This is a genomic window from Niameybacter massiliensis (assembly GCF_001282685.1).
GTDB classification, from domain to species: Bacteria; Bacillota; Clostridia; order Lachnospirales; family Cellulosilyticaceae; genus Holtiella; species Holtiella tumoricola.
The window spans coordinates 1,834,857-1,857,568 of record NZ_LN875035.1; the positions used below are offsets into that span (position 1 = coordinate 1,834,857).

The 22,712-nt window shown below is 33.9% G+C and carries 20 protein-coding genes; 1 reads left to right on the forward strand and 19 read right to left on the reverse strand.

Features of this window, described 5'->3' with window-relative positions:
• Positions 1–4: 4 nt before the first annotated feature.
• The 3 genes from BN2390_RS14030 to BN2390_RS14040 all read right to left on the reverse strand — a co-directional run bounded on the left by BN2390_RS14030 (position 5) and on the right by BN2390_RS14040 (position 3,195).
• Entirely contained in the window at positions 5–1,966 is a 1,962-nt protein-coding gene (locus BN2390_RS14030; protein ID WP_053984951.1) for a BMP family ABC transporter substrate-binding protein, read from the reverse strand.
• A 39-nt stretch (positions 1,967–2,005) separates the two neighbouring features.
• Positions 2,006–2,365 (reverse strand): hypothetical protein, encoded by a 360-nt coding sequence (locus tag BN2390_RS14035; RefSeq protein ID WP_053984952.1) that lies wholly within the window; start codon positions 2,363–2,365, stop codon positions 2,006–2,008.
• A gap of 98 nt (positions 2,366–2,463) precedes the next feature.
• Positions 2,464–3,195, reverse strand: a complete 732-nt coding sequence (locus BN2390_RS14040) for a DUF3298 and DUF4163 domain-containing protein (RefSeq protein WP_053984953.1) — start codon at positions 3,193–3,195, stop codon at positions 2,464–2,466.
• Between the two features lie 205 nt (positions 3,196–3,400).
• Here BN2390_RS14040 and BN2390_RS14045 point away from each other — a divergent pair, with 205 nt between their 5' ends.
• Positions 3,401–4,765, forward strand: a complete 1,365-nt coding sequence (locus tag BN2390_RS14045; protein WP_053984954.1) for an aldehyde dehydrogenase family protein — start codon at positions 3,401–3,403, stop codon at positions 4,763–4,765.
• Positions 4,766–4,827: 62 nt separating this feature from the next.
• Here BN2390_RS14045 and BN2390_RS14050 read toward each other — a convergent pair whose 3' ends face one another.
• The 16 genes from BN2390_RS14050 to BN2390_RS14125 form a co-directional block, all read right to left on the reverse strand.
• Entirely contained in the window at positions 4,828–5,070 is a 243-nt protein-coding gene (locus BN2390_RS14050) for a hypothetical protein (protein WP_053984955.1), read from the reverse strand.
• A 56-nt stretch (positions 5,071–5,126) separates the two neighbouring features.
• A complete protein-coding gene (locus tag BN2390_RS14055; protein WP_053984956.1) occupies positions 5,127–6,089 on the reverse strand; it encodes a tyrosine-type recombinase/integrase in 963 nt (320 codons plus the stop codon).
• Positions 6,090–6,155: 66 nt separating this feature from the next.
• The gene (locus BN2390_RS14060; RefSeq protein WP_053984957.1) at positions 6,156–6,989 is read right to left on the reverse strand and encodes a formate/nitrite transporter family protein; all 834 of its coding nucleotides are present in this window, start codon (positions 6,987–6,989) and stop codon (positions 6,156–6,158) included.
• A 57-nt stretch (positions 6,990–7,046) separates the two neighbouring features.
• Positions 7,047–7,925 carry a hypothetical protein gene (locus BN2390_RS14065; RefSeq protein ID WP_053984958.1) on the reverse strand — a complete coding sequence of 293 codons (879 nt, stop codon included), beginning with the start codon at positions 7,923–7,925 and terminating at the stop codon, positions 7,047–7,049.
• A 487-nt stretch (positions 7,926–8,412) separates the two neighbouring features.
• Positions 8,413–9,648, reverse strand: a complete 1,236-nt coding sequence (locus tag BN2390_RS14070; RefSeq protein WP_053984959.1) for a hypothetical protein — start codon at positions 9,646–9,648, stop codon at positions 8,413–8,415.
• Between the two features lie 275 nt (positions 9,649–9,923).
• Positions 9,924–11,162: a dicarboxylate/amino acid:cation symporter gene (locus BN2390_RS14075; protein ID WP_053984960.1), complete on the reverse strand. Its 1,239-nt coding sequence runs from the start codon at positions 11,160–11,162 to the stop codon at positions 9,924–9,926.
• A 255-nt stretch (positions 11,163–11,417) separates the two neighbouring features.
• Positions 11,418–12,641, reverse strand: a complete 1,224-nt coding sequence (locus BN2390_RS14080) for a BaiN/RdsA family NAD(P)/FAD-dependent oxidoreductase (RefSeq protein WP_053984961.1) — start codon at positions 12,639–12,641, stop codon at positions 11,418–11,420.
• Positions 12,642–12,952: 311 nt separating this feature from the next.
• Positions 12,953–13,525 carry a CDP-diacylglycerol--glycerol-3-phosphate 3-phosphatidyltransferase gene (gene pgsA / locus BN2390_RS14085; protein ID WP_053984962.1) on the reverse strand — a complete coding sequence of 191 codons (573 nt, stop codon included), beginning with the start codon at positions 13,523–13,525 and terminating at the stop codon, positions 12,953–12,955.
• Between the two features lie 28 nt (positions 13,526–13,553).
• On the reverse strand, positions 13,554–14,894 hold the full coding sequence (gene rimO / locus BN2390_RS14090; RefSeq protein ID WP_053984963.1) for a 30S ribosomal protein S12 methylthiotransferase RimO: 1,341 nt from the start codon (positions 14,892–14,894) through the stop codon (positions 13,554–13,556).
• On the reverse strand, positions 14,891–15,742 hold the full coding sequence (gene folD, locus BN2390_RS14095; protein WP_053984964.1) for a bifunctional methylenetetrahydrofolate dehydrogenase/methenyltetrahydrofolate cyclohydrolase FolD: 852 nt from the start codon (positions 15,740–15,742) through the stop codon (positions 14,891–14,893). The genes rimO and folD overlap by 4 nt, the downstream gene beginning before the upstream one ends.
• Positions 15,743–15,765: 23 nt before the next feature.
• A complete protein-coding gene (locus tag BN2390_RS14100) occupies positions 15,766–17,439 on the reverse strand; it encodes a formate--tetrahydrofolate ligase (protein ID WP_053984965.1) in 1,674 nt (557 codons plus the stop codon).
• 1 nt (position 17,440) lies between these two features.
• Positions 17,441–19,801 carry an FtsK/SpoIIIE family DNA translocase gene (locus BN2390_RS14105; RefSeq protein WP_053984966.1) on the reverse strand — a complete coding sequence of 787 codons (2,361 nt, stop codon included), beginning with the start codon at positions 19,799–19,801 and terminating at the stop codon, positions 17,441–17,443.
• 93 nt (positions 19,802–19,894) lie between these two features.
• Entirely contained in the window at positions 19,895–20,113 is a 219-nt protein-coding gene (locus tag BN2390_RS14110; protein WP_053984967.1) for a YlzJ-like family protein, read from the reverse strand.
• Positions 20,113–20,874 carry a ClpP family protease gene (locus BN2390_RS14115; RefSeq protein ID WP_082238795.1) on the reverse strand — a complete coding sequence of 254 codons (762 nt, stop codon included), beginning with the start codon at positions 20,872–20,874 and terminating at the stop codon, positions 20,113–20,115. Before BN2390_RS14115 ends, BN2390_RS14110 begins: the two co-directional genes overlap by 1 nt.
• 66 nt (positions 20,875–20,940) lie before the next feature.
• Positions 20,941–22,137, reverse strand: coding sequence for an aspartate kinase (dapG, locus tag BN2390_RS14120; RefSeq protein ID WP_053984968.1), 1,197 nt, complete (start codon positions 22,135–22,137; stop codon positions 20,941–20,943).
• Positions 22,138–22,209: 72 nt separating this feature from the next.
• Positions 22,210–22,458: a TIGR03905 family TSCPD domain-containing protein gene (locus tag BN2390_RS14125; protein WP_053984969.1), complete on the reverse strand. Its 249-nt coding sequence runs from the start codon at positions 22,456–22,458 to the stop codon at positions 22,210–22,212.
• Between the last annotated feature and the right edge of the window lie 254 nt (positions 22,459–22,712).

The following is a 22,712-nucleotide window of genomic DNA, read 5'->3' on the forward strand; positions in this document are numbered from 1 at the left end:
ATATCTATCCTTCATTGTGTACAATATTTTTCATATAACTAAATGGATCTGTTGGTTTTAGATCTTCAGTATTAGGAAGTTCTCCTTCTACCCCATCCACAAGCCAATCCATGTTAATAATATCTTCATAGTCACATACTTGACCTGTTTTCACACGAAGCACTTTATTTTGATCATAAATAGGTCCTATAAATGGATTAAATTCATTTCTTATAATAGCAGTTTTAACGCCTTCTACTAATGATTTCATTGGCTGATTAATATTACGATTTGAATAAAGCACATCTACAATACCTGTATTCATCCCTAACCAGAAATTCATTGGTTGGTCTCCAGCTGAGATATCAGCAAGTGTTTTCCAAGTACCTGTTAAAATATTACGGATAACACTTTCATAAAATACACCCCAGTTCCAAATAGCCATTGCATAATGTTTTTTATCCTGTTCATCTTTGCCTATTGCATAAACACCATATTCTTTTGACATATCACCTGGTACCGGTAGATCTTCATTTGAAATAATATCTACCCCTGCTTCTATTAAATGTTTTGCAACATCTTTACCTTGCTCTGGATTATCCCATCTATATGTCCACATCGCTTTAACTTTGGCATAAGGATTTACTGCGCGTACACCAAGAGTGAAAGCATTAATACTAGAAACCACTTCTGAAATAGGATAAGGTGCTACATATCCAATAATATTAGTCTTTGTCATTGCACCTGCTATCATCCCCAAAATATATCGTGGCTCGTGAATACGTCCAAAATAGAGCGTTAAAGATTTATAAGAATGTGTTCCGGCACAGTTGAAGAATTTAACCTCTGGATACTGCATGGCTGCCTTTAAAGCAGGTGCAACAAAAGTTGGGCTGGTCGTAAAAATAATATCATATTTTTCTTTGGCCAGTTGCTCAAATACTTCATAAGCTTCTGCACTTTCAGGAACATTAATAATCTTTGTTGTTTGAATTTGATCCTTGAAGATATTATTAATGTGTAAACGTCCTAGTTCATGGCTATAGGCCCAACCAGAAGTTTCTGGTGCTTTTGCATAAACAAAAGCAATTTTCAAAGTACGTCTAAAGCTTAAGCGATCTGTTATAGAACTCAACATACCTTTTTTCTTAGGCACTTCTAAAGAGTCTGTTTTAACATTAGCCTCATCTTGTTCAATCGCTTCTAATTCAGCGATTAACTTCTGAATATATTCTTTATGCTCATTTGCAGTAATTTCTTCTGGTAAGCCATAGATCTTAAGGAAGTTTAGAAGTGCATCACCTGTGGTAATTTTAAGTCTTGCGCCACCTTCTTTAAGATAGATATTTCTAAATGGTCGATAAATCTCTGCTATAAATTGCTTTTCTTTAGAGTCAAATACATTTTTACTCCATTTATACTGATTAATAAATTCATTTAATTCTTTAAAACGTCCTGGTTGTGTAAACCAGATGATATTAATATGAGTATTTTTATAAAAATCTAAGAACTCATAATAAATGGTATTGACTTTATTACCTGGATCCCTTTTAGGTACTAAACGTGTAACATAAGCATTAAAAGACGTGGCACCCACATATTTGAGTACACTTACTCGTTTATTACCTTCTACAACAAAAAATCTATTTAAATATTCATATACTTTAATAGGGTCACGAATACCTTCATTAACATGCGCACGATATAAACTCATCCATTTATTTGCAAACTCAGTATTAATCCCCATAAGTGGCATAAAATTATGAGCAAATGAAATGCTTCTTGAATGGGTATAGGTTCCTGTAATTTTATTAATTGGAATTTCTACAAGTCCTAAAGAAACTTCGGACAAAATTTCACTAGATTGCATAACGCCATCTAATGATGGTAAATAACCAATTTCTCCTTTGTTTACCATAGCATTCCAAGATTGCTTAGCACTTTTATTTGCTTGTTCGTAAACATTTTCAAGCTCTAATTGATTCATATCTTCACCCCTTTATTAGGATTATTTAATTATGTAAAATCATTTACGGTCAAAGTTTTCTATATTATTTTCATTAAGTCCCCAGCTTAGTATACGTCCATCTAAGTTATAATACATTTCAAACTGCTTTTCATCTATATTATATAACATTTTACTTGGAGAAAGAATTTGATATGTTGGCGATTCAATGACTTCATTCAAAGTCATTGTTCCATCTGAGTTAAAAGTTACTTCCTCTCCTGTTTCCTTAGAAATCCAGGTTCCAACCAGTTTAGGTTCATTATATTGCTCAATCGTATATAAGCATCCCCCACCTATACCTAACAGACACATTGTCCCTATAATAATACGGCTTATAGAATTTTTCTTTTTATTTTTAGTAGACTTATAAGTCGACATGGTCTTGCCCCCTTTTAATGATTACTCATTATACAATAAAAATTGCCATTTTTCAATGTATCCATAAGATAAAAGAGCCTAATAATTACAATTAGGCTCTAATGTAAATCTTTTTCACTAATGCTAAATTCCATAGTTCCTGATGTATAGGGTGCAACTTCATTTAAATTAAATACAAGAACTAAGTCTCCATGAGGTGTGATGTAGAAATTTTGGTCATCTTGAATCTTAAGATTTCCATAAATCTCGTCATTTAATAAAGTTTTTGCGTCCGCTCGTTTTTCAATTTGTTTAAGGATAAGGCCTTGAAGTTTATCTTTATAATTTGCTTCATCTTTAAACAATTGATCCAGTGTGAGAATACGATTTGTCTGTAAATCTAACGTTACGTACTTATAGGTAGAAAGCCCATGAGCACCGCCTTTATATTGGTAGTCAAAGAAACTGATAACAAAATATGGACTTTTAGTTTCTTTTATAGTGTATTGACTAATCAGTTCATATTTGTTTTTAGATGAATCATGTTTCGCTTCTTTAACAAGCTTCTTTTGTAAATCTGTCCCATGTTTCTTTAGGATGGCGTTAATCTTTTTTTCAGCTTTTTTATCCTTTAAGCCACTAATAGCAGGATACTGAATTTGTACATGCCATTTTTCTTCATTTTGCATATTACTTTGCTCTTCTACTTGTACTTCCATTGGAACAGCCATAACAAATATAGCTGTCCCAGGTGTATCATTTGTACGTTCTTTGCTTGTTTCTTCAGCATAACAAGGTATTATATTTAGAAAAACACTTAAAAATAAAATCAAAGCCATTTTCCTAGCCATTTTAAAATCCCCCTGTTCATTGATGAAGTTACAAATTTAGTATGTGTAATTTATGACACTTTATAATAAGCAAACATTTGCAGAACTGTTTTCTATTTCAATGTATAGGTAAAAATAAGGTTTTATTTGTAATTTTATTGGATAAATATTGGATGAGTAGTATACTATAAAAGATAGAATGATTAAATAATTTGAGGTGTAGGAAATGAAAGATATGACTGAACAGATTCAATATATGCATCGTTTTTTTAAAACAGGCAAAACATTACCTATAGATTTTAGACTTTATTTTTTAAAAAAATTAAAAAGATATCTTATGGCTCATCAGGAAGATTTAGCTAAAGCTCTCTATGCAGATTTTAAAAAACCATACTATGAAACTTATATGACTGAAATTTATATGGTCCTTCAAGAACTTGATCAAACCATTAAAACACTTCCTAAATGGGCAAAGACAAAAAACTATACAGCTCCTTTCCCTCTTTTAAGTGGCACAACACAAGTGACCCCTAAACCTTTTGGTTTATGTGCTGTTTTTTCACCTTATAACTATCCTATTCAACTTTCTCTTTCTCCTTTAATTGGTGCACTTGCAGCAGGGAATTGTGTGATCTTAAAAGTTTCTGAGTACACACCACATACTTCTAGAGTGCTTAAACGTCTTTTATCCGAAGTTTTCCCACCTCATTTAGTATGGACATTAGAAGGTGATGCGACTATCTGCGAAACGCTATTAAACCAGCCTTTAGACTACATTTTCTTTACAGGCAGTACAGCTACCGGCAAGAAAGTAATGGCACAAGCCTCAAAGCATCTCATTCCTCTTACATTAGAACTAGGGGGCAAAAATCCTGTTATTGTAGATTATAGTGCGGATCTAAAAATAGCTGCTAAACGTATTGCATGGGGCAAATTTATGAATGCAGGCCAAACTTGTGTCGCACCTGATTATGTTTTAGTTCATGATAGTGTGGTAGATGAATTTTTAGAGGCCTTAAAAACTGAGACAGAACGTATGTTTAAAGATAAAGCAAATCTTTCTCGCCTCATTCATGAAGGCCATTATGTACACATTTTAAAATGCATCAACGAAGATAACATCTACTATGGTGGTCATTTTGATCCTGAAGATCTTTATGTGGAACCTACTATTTTATATCCAACAAAGTTAAGTGATGAATGTATGCAAGAAGAAATCTTTGGACCAGTGCTCCCCGTCCTTACTTTTAACAAACTTTCAACCGCTATCGAAACTGTACAACGTTTTCCTAAACCACTCGCATGTTATATCTTTAGTGAAGATAGGTTGCGTACCAATCATCTTTTGAAAAATCTTTCTTTTGGTGGTGGTTGTATTAACGATACCATTATGCATTTAACCCATTCAAAAGCACCCTTTGGTGGTGTAGGTTATAGCGGAATAGGTGCTTATCATGGTAAATATAGCTTTGAAACCTTCTCACGTCCACAAACCATTTGTTATAGTTCTAAGTTTGAGCTTCCTCTTCGTTATCCTCCTTACGATCGTACACTTCCACTTTTAAAGCAATACATTACAAAACGTTTTTAGATAAAAAAAGAGACTGTTTTCTAACAGCCTCTTTTTTTACTTTTAAAGATCTAGTTTCATTTCTAATCATCACACTCATGACCTGTGCAAATACAATCATGACCCGTTTGTTTTTTAATTTTATTAAGTTGATCTAAGAAATCATCTATCTCACCAATTTCCATACGATCATTAGTATGCACATCATAGATTTTACCTTTATTAAAATCTCTTAAAACATACGTGCATCCATTACTATCGTCTTTATGAATACAACGATAGCCTTCTTTATATTTTTCTTTGAGAGCATCTACATTTGTTGGCATAAAAAAACCCCCTTTTATTTAGTTAAAATAACCTAAATCAAGGGGTTTTATACATCTTAACGTCTATCAAAATTTAACTTTTTAATTTCATTTTGTTTCTGACTCGCTTCTATTTCATGGGTATAAATAGATAGTGTAATAGATGGATTACTGTGGGAAATTAATGAAGATAATGTTGTAATATCCATTTTAGCTGCAATACAATAAGAAGCAAAGGTATGTCTAAAAATATGGGCATGAATATGTCTTCCAAGTACTGTAGAAAGTTTAAGCATTAAATCATGAAGAGAGCGTGATGCTAAATGCTTATTGCTATCTTGACGACTTGGAAATATATAAGGAGAAGCTTCTAAGTTTGAAAGAATCTCTTTATTTTCAAGTTTTTTAAGCTGCATTTGATAAACACCTAAAAACTCCAATAACTGAGGATGAATAGGAATATTGTTATATTTAAATCCCTTTGCTAAAAGCAAAATACTATTGGTTTGGATATTAATATCTTGTTTTTTTATACTTACAGCTTCCGTTGCACGACATCCTGTATAAAGTAAGATACCTATAAGAAGCCTATTTCTGATCCAACAATAATATAAATAATCAAAATGATTGCTACTCCCTAATAGTACTTCATTTTCACCAATTTGACCATCTATGTAATCAATGAGTTCTTCTATTTCTTCTGTAGTTAAAATTTCTTTGGGTGCTTTAGTCTTACGCATTTTAATAGGATCAATATATTCGTACAAACGTTCATCACATAATCGTTTTTCATAACAAAATTTAAGAAACCGATGTAATACGACGCGTTTACGTTTAAGACTTGCAGGTTTTAGATCTTGACTTTGAAGTTCAATTAAATAATCCTGAATCATTTCAAAGTTAATTTCTTCAAGATTCACAGCTTCTATACACTCTTGCCATTGATTAAGATCTTGCATATAAGCTTTAAGTGTATGAGGTGAAAGCTGCATGCCTTCTAATGAGACTTTAAAATAATGAATACTCTTTTGAATCGTCATTCAATACCTCCTCTCCTAAAAAATTATATTATAAAAGGGCTGTTAAAAACAGCCCTTACTTTCTTATTATTGAGCAGGTTTTGTGCATTTTTTGTAGATTACATAGTACATAACCCCAATAAATACCCCACCGATAAGATTTCCGATCGTAACTGGAATTGCATTATTGACAAAGAAGTTTCCCCAAGTTAAAGTATCTAACTTATCTGCAGCTACTCCTGACATTTCTACAAGTTCTGGATTCATTTTAATAAATAAACCAACTGGAACATAGTACATATTAGCTACAATATGTTCTGCTCCACTAATTGCAAATGCAAAAATAGAGAAGAAACCTGCTAATATCTTACCTGTTACATCTTTTGCTGAGTAAATCATCCAAATACCAGCACATACAAAGATATTACAAATGATTGCTAAACAAAGTGCTTCAGTAAAAGGTAAATTCGACTTTGTAATGGCTGTTTTTAAAGCATAAGCTGCAAAGCCACCATCACTCATTCTAAACAAACCTGTATTTGCTTGCAAGAAAGCAATAGATACTGCACCTACAAAATTACCAGCAAGTACAATCACTAAGTTTTTAAAGAAGTCAATTACTCTTGTACGTTTTTCTAAAGTAGATAAGACAATCAGACAGTTACCTGTAAAAAGGTCTGCTCCATTAAGTACAACAAACATTAACCCTATTGGGAATACTGCACCTGTTACAAGTTTTGCTACACCTTTATCATGAATAGCATGTGCTGCAGTTGATGAAGCTAACGCCCCAAGTGCTATATAAACACCCGCCATAACTGCCATTAAAAAAATTGCAAGTACCGTACGATTAACTTTTGCAACACCTGCATCTGTTGTGTAATCTAAAATCTCATTTGGTGCTAAATAATTTTTTGCCATTTTATACACTCCTTTTCCAATCAAAGAGTATACCACCTATGCCTATTCATTTCAACATTATTCTTTCTCATTTTCCTTATTCAACAAAATTTGTTGTATTTTTGTCTGAAGTTGTTGCATATCGCTATAATATTTTTCTTGTATTTTTGTCTTTTCTTCATTAAATATAATATTTTGTTCTAGTAAGGAATTTTTAAGTTCTAATTCATACTTTTCTTTAACGGTAGCTAATTCTTGTGTATATTTTTCTATCTCTAATCGAAGTACTTCTTTACTTTTTTCTATTTCTCTTTGACTAAACCAAAGTTCTGATGCAATTTCATCGTTACGTACTTGTAAACGTTCATTTTCACTAGTACGTTCTTCTATTTCTATTTCTAAGCGCTCCCATTTACTATTTTCTCCTTTTAAGCGTTCGATTTCTTCTTCATACTTGTCGCATAGTACATGATGTTGCTTCATTTGTTGTTTTTGTTCTTTAACAACTTCTTCTAACCCTTCTTTTTCTTTTTTTAATCCACAAATCTGTGCTTCTAGGTTTTTCTTTTCTTCCTTTAAAGCTTTTATCTCAGTTTCCTTTTCTTCTTCTAACTTTTTTAATGTCTCTTTAAACATTTCTTGTTTCTCTAATAAAGCAATCTTTTCTTTTTCTTTTTCACTTAACAGCTCCTCTACTTCATTTACCCGATCTTCTACTAAAAGGTTAACCCTTTCACCCATATTTAAATACATATTTTGAATACGATTTAATAGTCTTTGCAATTCATCTATATCTTGAACCAATACACTTTCAGACTGTTTTTGACGTTCTAATTTATAGGCACTCAATAACACACTCATAAACTCTTTCCCTGTTAGTTGAGTGTTTTTCATCATCTCTGCTAACTCATTTTTCATCTCTTCTGGTACCTTTACACCAAATGTTACATCTGCCATTTATATTTCTCCTTTTAAGGTTAACCTTATTCTATCCAGGTTAACCTATATATTTTATAGTTAACTCTTTTATTTTCAACATAGTTAACCAAAGTTAACTATTATTTATATATTAGCATAGTGGATATAATTAGCACAACCTACCACAGATAATTATGTATTATCTGTGGTGGGTTTTTAATTTAAAAATAAGAAGTTGATAAAAGGATAGAAGAAAGGATTAAAAAGTAAAATGGGGATAAAAAGAAATAATAAAAAAGTAGAGGTATGAATTTTCTAACTATTTCTATCATCAGTGATATAGCCAATGTGATATAAATCAAATTCTTTAATAAAGCAAACTCAAGTATAAATTTAAAGAGAATCATCACTTTCTAGATAAGATCGTACAATAAAGATTTAAACAAATGAAGATATTTAAACAAAATTAAACTACCTTTATCCATGTACTATAGATAAAGGTAGTTTAGAAAATATTGCTTTTTGTTTATCTTCCTACACTTGTATTATCAGCAGCTCTATCCCTTAATTCATATATAGGATTTTCCTTATCCTCATAACGATAGTCTCGACCTTTTTGACAAATATAATCATGAATAACTCTGTGACTCGGAACTTGATCAACATCATGATTTAAAGTATTTTGGAATTTATAGAACTCTGATTCAGAGGATAATTCTGATACATTAGGATAATTATCTTTTATGGAAGTTAATTGTACTGTAGTTCCTAAAACATTTCTTACATATTCTTTATTTTCACCTAATGTTAATAGTTGTGGAAAACATCCATCAGGAATAATTTGTTGCCATTCTTTATTTTCATATTTCTTGAGTAGATTCGCAGCTTGATGTAAATGATTTACTTCTTCAATAAAATGTTGTTCCCATATTTTCTTAATATATGGATCGGTTTCATCTTCATAACAAGAATAGTATAAATAACACTCTGTATATTCATGCTGTAAAAGACCTTCAAGCCAAGTCATTTTTGCATCAAGTAAGCTACCATAATGACTAACATGTTGCTCTTCAATAAGTGCAATCTCCTGATATAAGCTTCTACCCCTATCTGAGTCATAAAAACCTGCTATATTCATATAATAGTTCATTGTCTGCTGTTCTGCAGCCGTAATAATACCAATATTAAGTTTAGTAATAGGATCGGCTTTACAAAAATCTACACATGCCCTAATATTATCAGCTGGATATCGATGTTCTGATATAGTAGGTCTTCCTGGCATAATTTCTGTATAATGCCCTACCAATTGTTCAGCTTTAATTCCTTTTTCCATTTCTAATAAATCTGAATAGCGATAAAGGTGATCAAAATCTTCTAGCAAAGCAAAATCTAAAGCCATCTTCACATGTTTATCAGGTTCTCTTTGTGCGAGTCTTGCTGTAAGATCTACTGCAAGTTGTTCATAACTTATAGTAGTCTCCAGAATAGATTCATCTGCTGGTTTAAGAACACTGATCATTTTTTGTTGTTGCTGTTCACTTCTCCTAGTTACAGCAATTTCTCTCCGTAATTCATTATTCGTACAGTGTCTTGAAAAATTATGCGAGAACCATACTGCTTCATATTCCGTACCATTCATTAAAATGATACGGGTTTTTGTATAGGGATCTACTTCATTTTTATTATAAGGCTTTGGATAAATTTTCTTCCAATCTTTAAATAAATTATCTGTTTTGATAGGTTTCTCTAAAAAAGGATTCACTTTAAAATCATCTCCATTCTTAATTTTAATATGCCAGTTCTATATTCATTTCATCAACTTCCTAATTGTAGAAAGTTAGATTTCTATGAAATAATCTTATATGTCTAGTTTGTGTAAATTCTCTATTTAAAATCCAAGAATAAATTGTAAAATTATTACCATTTAAAGTCAATTCAGGTTTAAAATATTTTTTTATAAAAAAACACCGAGGTCTCAGCTCCTCGGTGTTTATATATAATTCCTTTAAATAGATAAAAGATAAAGGACTAAAAAGATTAGGCTTCTATAACAGCTTCATCATCTGTCATGATAATTGTTTCATCTGTACTTGATACAAAGAGACAAGCTGATAAGTCACCTGTTACATTAACTGATGTAGTCATCATATCTAGTATACGATCTACACCAGCAATAAGTGCAATGGCTTCAAGTGGTAGACCAATTGACGAAAGTACCATTGTCATCATAACAATTACTGTTCCAGGAATTGCTGCCGCACCAATTGATGCTAAAGATGCTGTAACAATTAGAATGATTAATTGACTTCCTGAAAGTTGAATACCATAGATTTGAGCAATAAATACCGCACAAGCAGCTTGGTAAATTGCACCACCATCCATATTGATTGTTGAACCTATATTAAGAACAAATTGTGCAACTTCTTGTTTAACACCTAAGTTTTCTTTTGCACATTTGAGTGATACCGGTAAAGTTGCAGCACTACTTGCTGTTGAGAATGAAAGCATTTGTGCTGGTAAAATACTTTTAATAAATTGCATTGGATTCATTTTTGCAAAGATTTTTGCACTCATTCCATATACAAAGAAACATTGTACAAGGCATGCAATAAAAATTACAAGAATTAATTTAATTAATGAAACAAGTACACTCCAACCATTTGTTGCTACAACATCTGCAATAAGTGCACATACAGCAATTGGTGTAATACGCATAATCATTTCAACGATTTTGTACATAATATCAGAGAAATTTGTAAAGAGTACTTTTGCTGCACTCGCTTTTTCACCTAAACTATTAATTGCTACACCTACAAAGGCTCCGAAAATAATAACTTGAAGTGTATTACCATCTGTTAAGGCTTTAAATGGATTACTTGGTACAATATCAACGATTAAGCTCATTAAATTTGTTGTTTGAATAACAGGTGCTTCTGCATTTCCTAGAAGCACACCTACACCCGGTTTCATAATAAGTGCAAGAGTCATTCCAATACATGCTGCTAAAACTGTTGTTGTCATATAATATGTAAGTGTTTTCTTACCCATAAGACCTAAACGATTCATATCCCCTACATGAGTCATACTTGAAACTAATGTACATAAAATTAGTGGTACAATAACCATCTTCATTAAATTAAGGAAGATCGTTCCTATAGGCTGAATCACATATTCTAGTAGCCCATTAAATTGTCCCATTTGGATAATAATTCCTAGCACTACCCCTGCCAGAAGTCCAATAAAAATTTTGCTCGATAAACCTAGTGATTTCTTCATATATTTCCCTCCGTTTGTATTCTGTATGATTGTATACAATTATACGTGAGTGATAGGATAAAAGCAAGTGCTATTTTCAAATTTTGGAATATCATCTAAATATTTTAAAGATGTTCTAGCTATCTTACATATAAAATTACAAAAACACACGTACATACCCTTATCCGAATTAAGAAAATAAAAAATAGCCAAAATAAAATGAGCAATTACTCCATCCTGGAAATAATTGCCCATTTTATAGTTGTATATCTTCTATTATTTAGCTAAATGGGTTGCACATACATAAGCTGTTGAAAAAGCTGCTTGTATATTGTACCCACCTGTATCACCGTCAATATCTAACACTTCTCCAATACAATAAAGACCTTTTTGTTTACGACTTTCCATTGTAGTTGGATTAATTTCTTTAAGAGAAATACCACCGGCTGTTACCATAGCAGAATTCATTCCACCAATACCTGAAAGATTAAAGGTACATCTTGTCAGTTCTGTTACAAGCATCTCCCTTTCCTTTTTAGAAAGTCTTGCACAGGTCTGGTCATTTGGAATACCTAAATGTTCTAAAACCGTCTCACAAAAACTACGTGTAAGTGTATCAAATTGCTTTAAATAAGTTAATACCCCTTCTTTTCCACGCTCAGGAATTTCTTTTGCAAATTGATCACGTACCATTTCATAAGTCATAGGATAAAGATAGTTCACTGTGAGTTGATCCCCTGGCATCATCCATCTTGTAGCATCTAAAATAACTGGACCAGAGAGCCCTTTATGTGTAAAAAGTAAGCTTCCATGGCGTTCTACTTGTTTCTTGTTTTCGTGCCACAAAGTAACGCCTGCATCTTTAAAAGATATACCTGAAAGTGCACAATAGGTACGCTCATGAGTTGTTACATAAGTTAGTGCTGGCCTAGGTTCAACAACTGTATGTCCTAAAGCACTTGCTAACCGATAACCATCTCCCGTACTTCCTAGATGAGGGAAAGATTTTCCGCCTGTTGCGACAACCACATGATCTGCTAAATAACGTTCGCCATCTTGTGTCTCCAACGTAAAAATACCATCATAGCGTTCAATATGTGATACGCCTTGATTGTATTTTACTTCTACATTGCATTTCTTACACACCATCAATAAAGCATTCAATACATCTATACTTTTTGAACTTTTAGGAAAGACCTTACCATTTTCTCTTGTTTCGCTACTTATTCCTGCCTGTTCAAAAAATCGAATAGTATCTTCATTGGTAAAACGAGTAAGTGCACCTTTGATAAACTTCTCATGATCACCATAACGTGTAAAGAAATGTTCAATAGGACCACTATGCGTAAAATTACATTGCCCACTTCCTGATATTAATAACTTCTTACCTGCCTGTGCATTTTTCTCTAAAACAAGCACTTTTCTACCCGATTTTCCTATTTGACCCGCAGCAAAAAGCCCTGCTGGTCCAGCACCTATAACAATGGTATGATAATGCATAGCGTCCTCCTTCGTTTGATTTAATCTATTTGAATCGCATAAATTTATATCTTAGTTGTTTTTTAGCAACCTTTATAGAATAACAAGAATGCTGTCGAAATGCAATGTTTTTTATCAACTTTTTTCTTTTCTCTAGTCTCTCTAAGAGCTATTCACTTTTGTACAACTTCATTTATAGTTAAATTCTTCCACAAGTGTCCTAAATTTATACTGTCTACCCATTCTTAATACAGCATAAGTACTGCTAAATAGATAAGAGGTTGATCGGAATCTTCCAATCAACCTCTTATTTTAGAATGTAAATTTAGTTTTTATTTAGACTTTGCTTCGCTTTTGAATACTTTTCGATTATCCCAAATGTATTGCCCACCTGAGACAACAGTTAAAATTAATGCTGCATAAGCTAATAAAGTAGCAATCAATGGCCAAATACTTAACTGAATTGGAGCTAAGTATACAATAATCATGATCATTTGCACAACTGTTTTAATCTTTCCAAGTGAACCTGCTGCAATGACAATATTTTCATTAGCAGCTACAAGACGCAAGCCTGATACTGCAAATTCACGAAGTAAAATGATTACAACAATCCAAGCTGGTAAAATTCCTGCTGGAAGGACTGTACCTTTGTCAACAATCGCAATCATAGCAGCTGTTACAAGCATTTTATCTGCTAAAGGATCCATAAACTTTCCAAGATTGGTTACAAGGTTATATTTACGAGCTAAATAACCATCCAAAAAATCAGTGAAACTTGCTATCACAAATATAGCAAGTGCGATCCATAAAGTAACCGGCAAGCTTAGCCATGGATTCCATATCACAGCCATAAAAACAAACACTAATAGTATTCTTGCTAACGTAAGTTGATTAGCAATATTCATAACTTCATCCCCATTCTTTGTGAACTTGTTAGATTAAAGCCCCAATTAAATCGTAATCACTTGCTTCAGTAATTTCTACGTCTACGTAATCACCAGAAATTAACTCACCTTCAAATGGAATGAATACTTGTCCATCTATTTCAGGTGCATCTTGGTAAGAACGTGCGATATAAACATCTTCGCCTGTAAGTTTACCTTCAATGAGTACACGCATTTTTTGTCCCACTTTTTCATGTGTTAAAGCTTCTGAGATTTCATGTTGAATCGCCATAATAATATCTTTACGTTTTGCTTTAACTTCTTCATCAATTTGCTCTGTAAGACGTGCAGCAGGTGTGCCTTCTTCTTGTGAATAAGTAAATACACCTAAACGGTCAAAACGCATTTCTTTTACAAAGTTGCAAAGTACTTCGAAGTCTTCTTCTGTTTCTCCAGGGAATCCTACAATTAAAGTTGTACGAATCGCCATACCTGGAATCTCTTTGCGTAATTTTGTCATTTTAGCAATAAGCTCTGCATTTGTGCTCTTTCTTGCCATACGTTTAAGAACTGGGTCTGCCGCGTGTTGAATTGGAATATCTAAATAGTTACACACTTTATCATTTGTTTTGATTTCTTCAATAAGTTCATCTGTAATATTTTCTGGATAACAGTAAAGAATACGAATCCATTCAATACCTTCTACTTGTCCAAGGCGACGTAAAAGTTTTGCTAACGTTTCATCACCCGGTAAGTCTGTTCCGTATAAAGTTGTATCTTGAGCAACTAAGATGAGTTCGCTTACACCATCTTTTGCAAGACGTTCTGCTTCATTTACAAGTTGATCCATTGGACGTGAACGGTATTTACCACGAAGAGATGGGATAATACAGTAAGTACACTTGTTATCACAGCCTTCTGCAATTTTCATATAAGCAAAGTAACCTGCTGTTGTTAAGATACGTGGCATATTTTCAATATGTTCACGGTCAATTGTATCAAAGTTTTGAACTTTAACACCGTTTTCTTTAAGCACCTCAGAAACTGTTTCAACAATTTTGTCATAAGAAGTTGTTCCTACTACCGCATCAACTTCTGGCATTTCATCTAAAATTTCTTGTTTATAACGTTGCGCCATACATCCTGTTACGATAAGGGCTTTACATGCACCTTCTTCTTTATATTTAGCAACTTCTAATATTTGTTCGATACTTTCTCTTTTAGCATCTTCAATAAAGCAACATGTATTAACTACTAGGACCTCTGCCTCAGATTCATCTGCAATAAGTGTAAAGCCTGCTGCATTTAAGAGGCCTAACATATGCTCGCTGTCTACTAAGTTTTTGTCACATCCTAAAGATACAAAGGCAATTGTATGTTTCAAATTCATTTCTCCTTCCTCATGGCTGCTTGTACGCAATTGTGCATCAGCATAGCAATAGTCATAGGACCTACGCCTCTTGGTACAGGTGTCATGAGACTTGCAATCCCTTCACAAGATGCAAAATCTACATCACCACAAAGTTTGCCATTTTCATCTCGGTTCATACCTACATCGATGACAACGCAACCTTCCTTAAGCATATCTCCTGTAACCATTTTAGCTACACCAACAGCCACTACAAGCACATCTGCTTGTTTTATTTCTTCTTGTAAATTTTTTGTTTTTGAATGACACATAGTTACTGTAGCATTTTCTCGTAATAAAAGCAAACTAATTGGTTTACCAACAATATTACTTCTTCCTACTACAACACATTTTTTACCTGTTAATTCTACATCATAACGTTTGAGTAGCTCCATAATCCCCGCTGGTGTACAGCTTACAAATCCAGGCGCTCCTACTAAAAGTGCACCTGTGTTAGCTACATGGAAACCATCTACATCTTTATATGGTGCAATGGTTGCAATTACTTTTTGCTCATCCATATGACGTGGCAATGGTAATTGTACTAAAATACCATGAACATTTTCATCTGCGTTAAGTGTTTCAATAAGCTCTAATAAACTTTCTTCACTTGTTTCTTCTGGTAACTCATAAGAAAAAGATTTAATACCTACATGCTCACATGCTTTTTTCTTGTTTCCAACATATACTTTTGACGCACTATTCTCCCCTACTAAAACAACTGCAAGACCAGGATAAATACCTTGGTCTTGCAATACTAGAACTTGTTCTTTGAGTTCATCTTTGATTTGGGTAGAGATAAGAGCACCATCTATGATTTTTGTCTCCATATACTATCCCTCTTTTCTGATCTTTAGAATAAACCTGTAATAACACCTTTTTCATCAATATCAATTGCTTCCGCTGCTGGTTTCTTTGGTAGACCTGGCATAGTCATTACGTTACCTGTAAGGGCTACAATGAATCCAGCTCCTGCTGATATCCTAACTTCTTTGATTGTTGTTGTAAAGCCCTCTGGCCTTCCTAATGCTTTTGGATCATCAGATAAGGAGTATTGGTTTTTCGCCATGCATACTGGAAGATGACCAAGGCCAAGACTTTCAATACGTGCAATAGATTTTGCTGCATTTGCTTCAATAGCTATATCTTTCGCACCATAAATCTGAGTTGCAATGGTGTGAATTTTTTCTTTAATGCTTAAAGCATCATCATAAAGGTATTTAAATTCACTTGGCTTTGTTTCAAGTACTTCAAGTACTTTCTTAGCAAGTTCAATACCTCCTTCTCCACCATGTTCCCAAACCTTAGCTGGTGCAAAGTCACAACCAAGTGCTTCGCATTTTTCTTTAACAAAAGCAATTTCAGCTTCTGTATCTGTAATGAATTGGTTAAGTGTTACAACCACCGGTACACCAAATTTGTGTACGTTTTCAATATGTTTTTCAAGGTTTACAATACCTTGTTGAAGTGCTTCTAAATTTTCTTCTTTTAAGTCTTCTTTTGCTACACCGCCATTGTATTTAAGGGCACGGATTGTTGTTACAAGGACAACTGCATCTGGTTTTAAATCTGCTTTACGGCATTTGATATCAAAGAATTTCTCTGCACCAAGATCTGCACCAAATCCAGCTTCAGTTACAACAATATCACCAAGTTTAAGCGCAAGTTTTGTTGCACGCACACTATTACATCCATGGGCAATATTTGCAAATGGTCCACCATGCATAAGAACTGGCGTATGTTCTAATGTTTGAACAAGATTTGGTTTAATCGCATCTTTTAAGAGTGCAGCCATAGCACCTTGTGCATTTAAATCACGTGCTGTTACAGGCTTACCTGAGTAGCTATAACCAATGATAATATCACCAAGTTTTTGTTTAAGATCCATTAAATCTGTTGCAAGACATAAAATAGCCATGATCTCTGATGCTACAGTAATCATGAAGCCATCTTGACGAGGAATACCATTAAGCATACCACCAAGACCTACTACAATATCTCTTAACGCACGGTCATTAAGGTCTACGCAACGTTTCCAAGTGATTGTTCTTGGGTCAATTTCAAGTACATTACCTTGGTGAATATGATTATCAATCATAGATGCTAAAAGGTTATTTACAGCACCAATTGCATGAATATCCCCTGTAAAGTGTAAGTTGATGTCTTCCATAGGTACAACTTGTGCGTACCCTCCGCCTGCTGCTCCGCCTTTAATACCCATACAAGGTCCAAGAGATGGTTCACGAAGTGCAATAATTGCATTTTGTTCAAGTTTGCAAAGTGCTTGTCCAAGCCCAACTGTAATGGTTGTTTTGCCTTCACCTGCTGGTGTTGGATTGGTTGCTGTAACAAGGATGAGCTTGCCATCTTTATTGTCTTTAACATTTTCGAACAATTCGTGTGAGAGTTTTGCTTTATAGTTTCCGTAAAGTTCAAGACTTTCTTCTGGTATACCAGCTCTTTTAGCAACTTCTTTAATCGGGTCCATAACAGCTTCTTGTGCAATTTGAATATCAGATTTAAACATTCTATTCATCTCCTTTTGTAATTGGTGTAGTATTTAGTACCTTTCTAGGTTTACTCCCTTCATCTGGGCCAACAACGCCCCTTGCTTCTAATGTTTCCATTAATCTAGATGCTCTATTAAAGCCTATTCTAAAATATCTTTGTAACATAGATATAGAGAGTTTGTCTTTACCGTTTGCTAAGTTAATTGCTTCAACAACGAGTTCATCCTCATCTGAGCTTTCAATGGCAACGGGTGGTGCTACAATGCTTTCAATAACAGATTCTTCATATTGAGCTGTTCTTGTATTTTTAACAGCCTCTACAATACTTTCAACTTCTTGATCAGAAACAAAAGCCCCTTGAATACGTAAAGGCTTTGATTCACCAATTGGGCAGAACAGCATATCTCCCTTACCTAAGAGTTTCTCTGCACCATTAGTATCTAGTATGGTTCTTGAGTCAATACCAGATGATACAGCAAAGGCAAGTCTTGAAGGAATATTGGCTTTAATAACCCCTGTGATAACGTCTACTGAAGGACGTTGGGTTGCAATAACTAAGTGAATACCAGCAGCACGTGCCATTTGCGCTAAACGACAAATCGCATCTTCTACTTCTTTTGCGGCTGTCATCATAAGGTCTGCAAGCTCATCGATGATAATGATAATGCTTGGCATTTTTTGTGATGGGTCTGTTACCTTGTTATTATACCCTTTCATATCACGTACATTATTATCGGCAAAGAGTTGATAACGTTTGGTCATCTCATTTACTGCCCAGCAAAGTGCACCGGCAGCTTTCTTTGGATCAGTTACAACAGGAATCAAAAGATGCGGAATCCCATTATAAACATTAAGTTCTACTACTTTAGGATCAATCATAATTAGTTTAACTTCATCTGGAGAAGCCTTATAGAGAATGCTTGTAATCAGTGTATTGATACAAACACTTTTTCCTGAACCAGTGGCACCAGCTATGAGAATATGTGGCATTTTACCAATATCCGCAACGATTGGTTTACCACCTATGTCTTTCCCTAAGGCAAAAGCAAGTTTAGATGGAAAAGCTGTAAATTGGTCTGTATCGATGACATCACGTAAATAAACAATTTCACTAGATTCATTAGGTACTTCAATCCCTACAGCAGCTTTCCCTGGAATAGGTGCTTCAATACGTATACCTGATGCTGCTAAGTTTAAGGCGATATCATCTGCTAGATTAACTATCTTACTAACTTTAACCCCTTGTTTAGGTTGAAGTTCATAACGTGTAACTGTTGGACCTTTATGAATTTGTGTTACTTTTGCTTCTACGCCAAAGCTTAGAAGAGTTTCTTCTAGCTTCTTCGCATTACCTAAGGAAGCACGAGAACTGCTTTTTTGTGCTGTTGCCTCACTTTTCTTAAGTAATTGAATAGAAGGAAATGTATAAGGTATTTCATGGTGTAAAGAACCATCCATTTCCTCATCTGCATCAAACACACTACTTACAGGCGCTTCAGGATCTGTCATCAGATGTTTCATCTCTTGCTCATGATGATTAGGTTTAGACATAGATTTTTCTACTTCAGGTTCGTTGTAAATCATAGGTTCCTCATAAGTTGCTGCTTCTTCATATGCCTCATTTAATGGAGGTTCTTTTACAGGCTCTACACCTAAGTAAATAGGTGGATGTTCAAATTTAGGTTCTTCAAATCTTGCTTCTTCATAGGTAAGATCTCCTTCTGATACAAGAATTTCTCGTGTAGGTTGCTTAGCCTTCTTCTCTTTTCTAGGTCTACATTCACGATTTGCTAAGGTTTCTTGAATTTTTGATCTAACCTCTTCGAAAGTTTCACCTAGCCAGCTTAGAATAGGAAATCTGGTTGCAATCAAAATCCAAACACCAAAACATACAAAAAGAACAATATAACTCCCTAGTAAACCTAATAAGGTTAAGAAAACTTGTCCAATCAGTGCACCTATGTAACCACCATTTAAATAAGAAGCTGTTTTAAAGTAATCCAAACTCCATAATGCTAAAGTAGAATGATCTCCATAACTTATAAGGTGGAAAAAGCAAACAAGCATGATCAATAATGGAATAGTATAAAATAGGAAATCAAACATTTTGTCTAAACGATGTTTAATATAGTAATATCCCATAATAATCATACCAAAAGGTAAAATATAACCTCCTATTCCAAGTAATCCTATAAACAGTCTTTTAATACCTGTCCCTATAAGACCAACTTGATTGGTAAATACACTTGCAATAATCAAAATACTAAAGCCAATTAAAGTGACCCCTATAACCTCACTTGTTAAGTCAGTACCAAGAGCCTTAGACTTTTGTGTCTTTTTCTTAGATGCTGACGACTTCTTAGTCGTTTTCTTTTTCATATGTATAAACCCCTTTGAACAGTCTACAAGCATAAAGCTTATAAAAAATAATAGATGTATAAAGGAAAAATCCCATATACATCTATCATTATATCATTGAATAATTTTATTGATAAGGCTATTTTGCAATAAAGTTCCAGGTTGGAGCGAATCTACTAAAAAATCTCCAGGATTTGTAGAAAATATTCTATCTAGTATAAACCCTTCTTCTGTTTTACATGCAACCACTTCATAGCCCATATAATCTAAAATATGAAAATCTGGCGATGCTTCTGGTGGTATATAAATAGGTTGAACAGCGTAATGAATCACTACTTATCACCTTCTTTTTCTTCTATCAATTGGTGCAATTTGTGAAGTGCTTCTTTGAGCCCTCCTACTTCATTAATAATTTTTTCTTCTACTGCTTGTTTGCCAACAAGAATAGTTCCCATATCTTTTGCAAGCTTGCCTGTATCTAGCATCAATTCTCTAAAACGTTCTGAAGAAATACCAGAATTATTTGATACAAATTCTACAATACGCTCTTGCATTTGATCAAAATACTCAAATGTCTGTGCCACACCTAATACTGTTCCATTCATACGTACAGGATGAATGGTCATAGTTGCACTTGGAGTAATAAAGGCATAGTCACTAGATACTGCAATAGGGACCCCTATAGAATGTGCCCCTCCTAACACAAGTGAAACGACTGGCTTTTCAAAAGAAGTAATCAGTTCTGCAATCGCAAGCCCTGCTTCTACATCACCACCTACAGTATTAAGTACAACTAGAACACCTTTTATTTTTGGATCATCGGATAAACCTACTAATTGCGGAATAAGATGCTCATATTTTGTTGTCTTATTTTGTGGTGGCATACTTACATGGCCTTCTACTTGTCCAATGATTGTAATACAGTGTATACCGCTACCTTCTTCTTTACTTGTAGGGAGTTGTCCAAATTCCTTTATTTCATTGTTGGTATCATTGGCTGAAGTATTTTCATTTTGTTGTGTAGATTCATTTTTTGGTTTGTTTTCTTGAGGTTGTTTTGGTCCATCTTCGTTAAGAAATTGTGATTTTTTCATTAAAATAAGCCTCTCTTTATTTTGCTTTTTAAACTTAGTATGCAAAAAAAAGAGAGGCTTATACATCTAGATATTAAATTCTAAAAGAAGTGCTGTAACGGCACGGCTTACTTGTTCTGATCGAATTAAGCAACCTATTGTTGTTAATGAATCCGCTGTTTGAAGTACTTGGATGCCTTCTTTGTTAAGTGCTTTCATAATACGAGACATAACACCAGGAACACCTGTCATACGTTCTCCAATCACTGTAACTTTACAGCAATCTTCTACCATTGTATATTCATAGCCATCTTTTTTAAGGATTGCTTCTAATTTATTTTTATCTTCGCCGTCAATTGTAAAGACATTATACTCTGGGAAAATATTAATAAGGTCAATACTAATATGCTCTTTAGCCATACATTCTAATAAATCACAGTCTGCATCAAGCTTTTCTGTGATTTTAAATTGAATACGATTCAAACGATGTGCAACACCTGTGATTAATTTAACAGTTTGAGATGGATAACTTTTCTTCACACTTTGTACAATCGCTGTACCTGGCTCATCGCTAAAAGTATTCTTAATAATAAGTGGAATATTGGCACGCATTGCATATTCCACCGCACGTGGATGAATTACCTTAGCACCACTATCTGCCATTTGGAAAATTTCGTTATACGTAATAGCAGGAATAATACTTGCACATTCACTAACTCTTGGATCTGCTGTCATAATACCATCTACATCCGTGTAAATCTCTATAGACTCAGCACCTATTAATCCACCAAGCATTGCTGCTGTTGTATCACTTCCACCACGTCCTAGTGTCGTGATCTCACCTTCTACAGTCATACCTTGGAAACCTGCAACAACTGGAATGATATCTTTTTCTACATATCCTACAAGTGCATCAGATTTTCCATATAAAAGATCTGCACTTTTGTGTACACCATCTGTAATAATACCACTTTGGCCACCTGTTAGTGCAACTGCATCATAACCTGCTGCTTGAAGCATCGTTGCAATCGTAACGGCTGAGATGATTTCTCCACAAGAAAGAAGTAAATCATATTCTCTATCTTTGATTTCACCCGCCTCATCTTTTACAAATTGTAAAAGGGTATCTGTAGCATATGGTGATGGCACTCTTCCCATTGCCGAAACCACAACAACAGGTGATTTTCCTTCTTTTTTTGCTTTAAGTATCTTTTGTATAACCTGGCCCCTTGCCTCTGGTGTAGCAACTGAGGTTCCCCCGAATTTTTGAACGATGATATTCATAGTCTGTAATCCTTTCAAGAAAAATTAGCTCATTATCATATATATTATGACAATAAAAAAAGTAGAATCACTCTACTTTTCTTGTACAAATTGTTCTAATGCTTTTGCAAGTTGATCTGGACAAGATGTTCCACGTCCACGGCAGTCAATACCTTTAAGGCGTTCAATTGCTTCACTAACTTCCATCCCTTTAATTAGAGCAGCTACACCATGTGTATTACCTGGACACCCATTAATAAATTGTACTGATTTAATCATATTATTTTCTACTTCAAATTGAATTTCGCTCGCACATACACCTTTTGTTTTAAAGCTTTCCATTATTCCACTCCTTAAATACCTATTTTTCTTAAAAAGTATAACATATTTACTTAAGGAAAAAAATAAAAAGATAAAAAAAAGTGGCCCCCGCCACTTTTTTACTTTTGAATAGAAGGGTCCCTACGCCTTCTATTCGTATCCGATCATATTTTGACTAAATAGCATAAACCCATTACGTTTTTACTTTTGTTACATTTATTTGTTACAAGTGTGCTCAGATATCTGTAACTAAAATATACCATAGGGATTATCAC